Consider the following 6,248-nt stretch of genomic DNA (forward strand, 5'->3'; position numbering starts at 1 on the left):
GCGTTAATTTTAGTGATTAAGGTGGTTTGCGGTGACATTGGTGTTGCGTTACTCACCCCTTAATTGGGCGTTATGTTCTTGGAGGACGTGGTGGAGTATCAAAGAGATAGGGTAACTTTTAGCGTTTTCCATAAACTTGTTGTAAAGCTATATAAGGCTCTCATATTCAAACTTTCAAACAAAAAAGAGAAGCTAGAGTGGCAGTTAATATTGATAGCCGATTGTTTACGAATCATCGGGCTGTGTAGGTTGGCTTATTGGCTTGCTTCTAAAGTGCAAACTTCAACGTCTAGCGTTAAGAACAAGTTCTGGTCAACCCATGCTTCAGGTATAGCTCTGCAATATGCAGGTGACATGATTGGCGCTGAAAAAGAATTCCTAAAAAGCCAGGATTTTGCTTGTGAGCTCTCTTTGAGTTTTAGTTTGCAGCATTTGGGTAAATTGAACGTTGAGCTTGGCAACTATAAACTGGCTGAGCAACAGTTCATAGAAGCATTGGCAATTCGAGAGAAATTGAAGCGGACTGACTTGGTAGAGTCGACTAACCGGGCAGTTCGAGGACTACAAAAGCTACGAACATAACAAACTGTTTAAGAGTGATTCAGCACGCGTAGCATTTTTGATATGCGTTGACTTTGGTGTTGAAGTGCCATGCAGCAGCATGGTCGTTGCGTGCTTCACACCTTAACAGAGCGTTATATGCTCTAGAGGAAATGGATAATTCGATGATCGAGACTGAAAGACTAATACTTAGCCCTGTAACTCCAGAAGATTCTGATATTTATACAAAACTTCTGACTTGCGCTGAAACAACAAGATATTTACCGGGTGGGAAGTCTTTTAGCTTGGAGTACATTCAGAATTACGTACCAAGTAAAGTGGCTCACTGGTCGAAAGGCTATGGTACTTTCATTGCTGCGTTAAAGAGTAAGCCATCTCAAAAAATCGGTTATGCTGGCGTCGAGTTAGTTGCTGACTCGAGTTTTTCAGATATCAGGTATGCATTACTACCTCAATATCGAGATAAAGGGTACGCTTTTGAAGCTTCAAAGGCAGTCTTAAATTTCACCTTGGAGTCGGGTTTGGTGTCTGAAGTTTATGGTGTAGCGGTAATAGAAAATCTGGCATCAGAAAAGCTACTCCGAAAGCTTGGTATGCAAGAATCCGCAGAACGTTTGTACGACAGTGATGACTTGGTTACTCTCTCCACTCAAACACGCATATAACAAAGCGTTTAAGAGGGATTCTCAACGCATGGCAGTTTTGGTTCAAAGTTTAGCTTTTGTGTTTATGGCACAATGACTTAGATTTGGTGGCTTGCGTTGTTCACCCCTTAACGCGGCGTTATGTGTCGGAAAGCTTCGTGCGGAAGATGCTGACGTTTATACAAAATTTAAGCTACAGACTGGGAGCTATATATGAGTAAGGTTGTTTGGATTCCAGCACCTCTAGGAATAAAAGGAGATTTAGCGTCTTGGAAATCTCTTATGGATAGAAACTATCCAAATCCTACAGTAGGGAATATATATTTGATGACCTATGATAACGGTGAGCGTGTAGGATATATTTTTAAAGGGATTCACCCTGTTTCCGGAGATAAATGGTGGGAGAGGGTGAGGGAAGAAGTCATAGAGACCTATTTCGATAAGTGGTTGAAGGATGCAGTTATGGGAGAAGAAGATTCTGTTCTCACCGGCATGACCCAAGCGCTTGCCCCTGAAATAAGAGAAACTATGGAGTCCCTCTACGATGAAGGCTTTGACGAGGAAATCTTAGCAGACTTCGCCCACCAAATGAGCAAACGCTAAGATACTTAGAACTTAAAGGGATAGCCTAGGTTTCAAAAAAAGCACATAACAATCTGTTTAAGAGTGATTCGCAACGCGTGGCATTTTTGCTATGCGTTGCGTTAAGTGTTTAAGGTGGTATGCGGTAGCATCGGTATTGCGTTGCTCACACCTTAACAGGGCGTTAGTTGCCAACGAGAAAAACGCAGCTAAAACAAAATATTTAGGGCTAAGGTCCGTGTGTTTTTGGCTCGGTTTTCGTATTTCAATTTCTAGTTATTTGGGTTTGTAAAATCGTGCGTTGGTTTTTCTTGTGGTTGTATTCTCTATTTCAGAAACCGATTTATATGTTGAAAGTTAGCTCTGTAAAATTGTTTGTCCAAAGGCGCTTTTTGGTGTTGTTAGCTCGTTTTCTACGGCGTTTCATGTTCCAAGTGGTTTCAGTGACAGTCGCTTTGAAACTGCGCCTGATTTGAGTTTTTTCAAAACACACAAAGCCAGTGTTGACAAAGCGGCAATCAATTTCAAATCAAAGCTTTAGGTTTGGCAACTAACAAAGCATTCAAGAGGGATTCACAACGCTTGGCAGTTTTGGTTTGAATTAGCTTAGGTGTTTACGGCACAATGGTTTAGTTCGGGTGGTTGGCGTTGTTCACCCCTTAATGCGGCGTTAGGCTTCTTTCTAGAAAATGGAGGTAACTTTGATAAAGGTATTTATTACGGCTAGTGAAATAGTATTGCTAATCGTTGCTCTAATTATTGGCGCTTTCTGGATAAAGCAACCTGACGCAAACTATGAACCTATTCTTGTGTTTCTGAGCTTTCTTTTACCCATGTTAGAGGTAGCAAGACGCAAAGTGAGCAACAAACAAGTTGATATGGTTCCGCAAACTACATCCTATGCTAGGCGCTATCTTGATCAGCCTCATCAATGTCACTTTATCAATAATCTTCCCAACCTAAAGAAAGCTGTAGAGCAAAGCTCACAAGAGTTATGGGACAGTGGAATTACAGCAAACATGCGGCAAGGTAGTTACGATCTAATCCATTCGTTGCAAGATTACTGGGTTTCTCTTGCTGAATTTTTCCCACCGTTACACTTTGACGGTAAAGAGCCACGCGCTTACATTTCTGATTACACACAAAGTCGGTTCTCGTTTCACAGATCAAACCTAGAACCTGATGGGGCTGGTACTGGAGGCTCCATTGTTCACGTGATGGCAGGCGGTGGTGTTATTCAAGATCTGGAGAATATGATCGAAGAAACAGTCTGCACATTATCTTCAAGCACTGATACGATAGATTTTGAGAATTGGAAAAAGCGATGGCGCGGCAAAGCCTAACAAACTGTTTAAGAGTGATTCGCAACGCGTGGCATTTTTACTATGCGTTGGTTTAAGTAATTAAGGTGATATGCGGCGGCATTGGTATTGCGTTGCTCACACCTTAACAGGGCGTTATGCGATTAGAGGAAAAACCAATGAGAGCACCATTTCAAGTATTAGTATTTCCGTATCAAATACTCAATGAACAACCTCGTTACTTAATCGGAAAACGAAGTGATAACGGTGTATGGCAAGCTATTTCCGGCGGTGGTGAAGATAGTGAATCCATTCTCGAGGCAGCAAAGCGTGAACTTAAAGAAGAAACTAGTTTAATTGGCTGTGATTGGCAGCAATTGGACTCAATGTGTATGCTTCCAAAAGTGTACTATGCTGGTCATGAAAATTGGTCTAATCATCAGTTTGTTGTGCCTGAATATTCTTTTTCGGTTCGGGTATCTACTGAGCCTCAGATATCAAATGAGCATACAAAATTTCGTTGGTGTCGTTTTCAAGAGGCTAGTGAACTTTTGAAATATGACTCAAACAGAATAGCCTTGTGGGAGCTTAATCAAAGACTTAATAGCAACCTTTGAAAAATCGCATAACAAACGCTTTAAGGCGGATTCGCAACGCTCGGCGGTTTTGGTTTGATTTGGCTTTTGTGTTTACGGTGCAATAATTGAGTATCGTGATAGTGTTGCTCACCACTTAAGCGGGCGTTAGGGCGCAAGGAGTAAAATGATGATTCATCACATAGATCATATTGTTCTCACAGTCTCCGACATAGAAAAATCAGTGGACTTTTATAAACGGGTTTTGTGCATGGAAGAGGTGACTTTTGCCAATGGCCGTAAGGCTGTAACGTTCGGAAATCAAAAGATTAACTTCCAGCTTCTTGGCCAAGAACCGCGAAATGTAGCTAATGTTGGTTCAGGTGATGTTTGCTTAATTTCAGATTGGCCGTTGACATCAGTGGTAAACCATTTAGTCAAAGAAAATGTCAAAATCATAGAGGGTCCAGTCGAAAAATCAGGAGCTGTTGGTGCAATCCAATCTGTCTATTTTTTGGATCTTGATAAGAACTTAATAGAAGTCAGCGTGTATCAATAGGCTCTGCGCCCTAACAAACTGTTCAAGAGGGATTCGCAACGCGTGGCATTTTCACTATGCGTTGGTTTTAGTGTTTAAGGTGGTATGCGGCGGCCTCGGTATTGCGTTGCTCACCCCTTAACAGGGCGTTAGTCCCCAGAAAAAGCTAGAAGTCAAATTCATGTTTCTAAGCTCAAAATTTGGCTGCTGAACGTTCGATTCACAGGTTCATCGTTGTTGGTCCAAACTCATTTTCAGCTGTTTTAAGTCTAAAGTTTTGTAATTGTTCTAGCGGTTGTTTTGTCCATTGGTGCTGACAGAGCAGGGCAATCGAGAGTCTGTTTTTGGTTGCAACTCCGCTCGGTGAGCTTGTTGGGTACAAAAGCCGATTTACTCGCTGAAATGATGTTTTCTCTTGTGTTGTAAGTTCCATGTGGTTTCAGTGACTTTGTTGAAAGTCCGCACTGTGAGATTGGCTTTCCAAAAGCGCTTTTTGGTGTTGTCAGTCCGTTTTCTACGGCGTTGTTTGTTCCAAGTGGTTTCATTGAATAGCCGCTTTGAGACTACGCCTGACTCAAATGCGTCAAAGCACATAAAGTTTGTTGTTCGCAAAGTTTAGTTCGGCTTAAAATTGTCGCTCGGTGCCTCGCGACTAACAAACTGCTCAAGAGGGATTCGCAACGCGTGGCATTTTTACTATGCGTTGAATTTAGTGATTAAGGTGGTTTGCGGTGGCTTTTGTATTGCGTTGCTCACCCCTTAGCAGGGCGTTATACCGCAATCAATCATCTAACCTTTTCATGGCTTTACGGTAAACATCGCTACGTTCGCGTTTTCCGACTGCTAAGACGGTTACAATGATGACATCGTCTTCAACTTTGTAGACGAGACGGTAGCCCGATTGACGCAACTTAATTTTATACATGTTGTCAGCTCCAGAAAGCTTTGAAGCCGGAATATGTGGGTTATCTAAGCGCTCGATTAGCTTTTTCTTAAATTGTTGTTGCAGAGTAGAGCCAAGCTTTTTCCACTCTTTAAGTGCACTCTTTTTAAAGTCGAGTTTATAGGTCATCAATATTTACCGAAATGCTCTCTTCAGATTCACGCTCTTTAGCGATAGCTAGTAGTTCAAGATCTTCGAGTCTGTCCATCATCATTTCGTACGCTTCGGCAGGTACGCAATAAAATGCGGGCTCATTTCGGTTTAATACAGCAACAGGTTCGCCGTAAGCACTAGTTGCAACTTTCATAGGATTAGCTTTCAACTCAGTAATGCTTGCAGCAACATCGGCTAAAATTCTAGTGGTCATATAATCGGTCTCTTAAGTGGTCTTTATGTTGGTCATTTTAGCCTCAACCAAGCGGTATAACAAGTTGCTTAAGAGTGATTCGCAACGCGTGGCATTTTTACTATGCGTCGGTTTATGTGTTTAAGGTATTATGCGGAGGCTAAGGTATTGAGTTGCTCACACCTTAGCAAGGCGTTAGCTTAAATCATTAACAAGGATGTGTAATGAGAAATAGAAAATGGATATTTGCAGCAATTTTGCTCATTGGTGGGCCTTCACTATTGCCATTTAGTTTGGAAGTGATATCCCTAATTGAGTTACTAGGCTTTTTTGGGTTATGGACAATTTATTCATCCTACGCTGAATACTTGGTGAATCACCCTAGATTAAAAAGAGGTCTGCGTTTAGCTACTAGCTGGGATTTTCAGCCGCAAATGCTGTTCTCTCCGAGTGAACTTAAGGCATGTCCCCAGTTAGTTTTTCATATGCTTCCAGTCCAGAGTGTAATGGTCTGGACTTTGAATATTCTGTTTTGGGGTGGTCTGGCTTGGTGCTACATAATTTAAGCTAACAAATTGTTCAAGAGGGATTCGCAACGCGTGGCATTTTTACTATGCGTTGGTTTTAGTGATTAAGGCGGCATGCGGCAACATCGGTATTGCGTTGCTCACCCCTTAACGCGGCGTTAGCACTGGGTTGGGATCAAAGGTCAAACGTCTTGATGTTTATTGGTTTCTTTTCCCAAATTTACACCTGAC

At 41.9% G+C, this 6,248-nt stretch carries 9 protein-coding genes and 1 pseudogene; 7 read left to right on the forward strand and 3 right to left on the reverse strand.

Annotated elements, in window-relative coordinates; all coding sequences use genetic code 11:
• Positions 1–72: 72 nt before the first annotated feature.
• The 6 genes from R7Z50_RS23890 to R7Z50_RS23915 all read left to right on the forward strand — a co-directional run bounded on the left by R7Z50_RS23890 (position 73) and on the right by R7Z50_RS23915 (position 4,222).
• On the forward strand, positions 73–582 hold the full coding sequence (locus R7Z50_RS23890) for a hypothetical protein (protein WP_053306467.1): 510 nt from the start codon (positions 73–75) through the stop codon (positions 580–582).
• A 143-nt stretch (positions 583–725) separates the two neighbouring features.
• A complete protein-coding gene (locus R7Z50_RS23895; RefSeq protein ID WP_318149291.1) occupies positions 726–1,226 on the forward strand; it encodes a GNAT family N-acetyltransferase in 501 nt (166 codons plus the stop codon).
• Positions 1,227–1,418: 192 nt separating this feature from the next.
• The gene (locus R7Z50_RS23900; RefSeq protein ID WP_206960183.1) at positions 1,419–1,808 is read left to right on the forward strand and encodes a hypothetical protein; all 390 of its coding nucleotides are present in this window, start codon (positions 1,419–1,421) and stop codon (positions 1,806–1,808) included.
• 680 nt (positions 1,809–2,488) lie between these two features.
• On the forward strand, positions 2,489–3,130 hold the full coding sequence (locus R7Z50_RS23905) for a hypothetical protein (protein ID WP_053317233.1): 642 nt from the start codon (positions 2,489–2,491) through the stop codon (positions 3,128–3,130).
• Positions 3,131–3,267: 137 nt separating this feature from the next.
• Complete coding sequence (locus tag R7Z50_RS23910; protein WP_170893444.1) at positions 3,268–3,705, forward strand: NUDIX hydrolase; 438 nt, start codon at positions 3,268–3,270, stop codon at positions 3,703–3,705.
• Between the two features lie 148 nt (positions 3,706–3,853).
• Positions 3,854–4,222, forward strand: coding sequence for a VOC family protein (locus tag R7Z50_RS23915; protein ID WP_024701877.1), 369 nt, complete (start codon positions 3,854–3,856; stop codon positions 4,220–4,222).
• 199 nt (positions 4,223–4,421) lie between these two features.
• Here R7Z50_RS23915 and R7Z50_RS23925 read toward each other — a convergent pair.
• The 3 genes and pseudogenes from R7Z50_RS23925 to R7Z50_RS23935 all read right to left on the reverse strand — a co-directional run bounded on the left by R7Z50_RS23925 (position 4,422) and on the right by R7Z50_RS23935 (position 5,511).
• Positions 4,422–4,746: pseudogene (locus R7Z50_RS23925) on the reverse strand (hypothetical protein).
• Positions 4,747–4,982: 236 nt separating this feature from the next.
• A complete protein-coding gene (locus tag R7Z50_RS23930) occupies positions 4,983–5,273 on the reverse strand; it encodes a type II toxin-antitoxin system RelE family toxin (protein WP_053302227.1) in 291 nt (96 codons plus the stop codon).
• Positions 5,263–5,511, reverse strand: a complete 249-nt coding sequence (locus R7Z50_RS23935) for a type II toxin-antitoxin system Phd/YefM family antitoxin (RefSeq protein WP_005377003.1) — start codon at positions 5,509–5,511, stop codon at positions 5,263–5,265. Before R7Z50_RS23935 ends, R7Z50_RS23930 begins: the two co-directional genes overlap by 11 nt.
• A gap of 203 nt (positions 5,512–5,714) precedes the next feature.
• On the opposite strand from R7Z50_RS23935, the gene R7Z50_RS23940 reads away from it, so the two are divergent.
• Positions 5,715–6,056, forward strand: coding sequence for a hypothetical protein (locus R7Z50_RS23940; protein WP_225478325.1), 342 nt, complete (start codon positions 5,715–5,717; stop codon positions 6,054–6,056).
• Positions 6,057–6,248 lie beyond the last annotated feature (192 nt).

Source organism: Vibrio sp. 1249-1 (assembly GCF_033340495.1).

Coding starts and splice junctions, on each gene's coding strand:
- R7Z50_RS23890 (WP_053306467.1), top strand. CDS start 73: ATGTTCTTGGAGGACGTGGTGGAGTATCAAAGAGATAGGGTAACTTTT.
- R7Z50_RS23895 (WP_318149291.1), top strand. CDS start 726: ATGATCGAGACTGAAAGACTAATACTTAGCCCTGTAACTCCAGAAGAT.
- R7Z50_RS23900 (WP_206960183.1), top strand. CDS start 1,419: ATGAGTAAGGTTGTTTGGATTCCAGCACCTCTAGGAATAAAAGGAGAT.
- R7Z50_RS23910 (WP_170893444.1), top strand. CDS start 3,268: ATGAGAGCACCATTTCAAGTATTAGTATTTCCGTATCAAATACTCAAT.
- R7Z50_RS23915 (WP_024701877.1), top strand. CDS start 3,854: ATGATTCATCACATAGATCATATTGTTCTCACAGTCTCCGACATAGAA.
- R7Z50_RS23930 (WP_053302227.1), bottom strand. CDS start 5,273: ATGACCTATAAACTCGACTTTAAAAAGAGTGCACTTAAAGAGTGGAAA.
- R7Z50_RS23935 (WP_005377003.1), bottom strand. CDS start 5,511: ATGACCACTAGAATTTTAGCCGATGTTGCTGCAAGCATTACTGAGTTG.
- R7Z50_RS23940 (WP_225478325.1), top strand. CDS start 5,715: ATGAGAAATAGAAAATGGATATTTGCAGCAATTTTGCTCATTGGTGGG.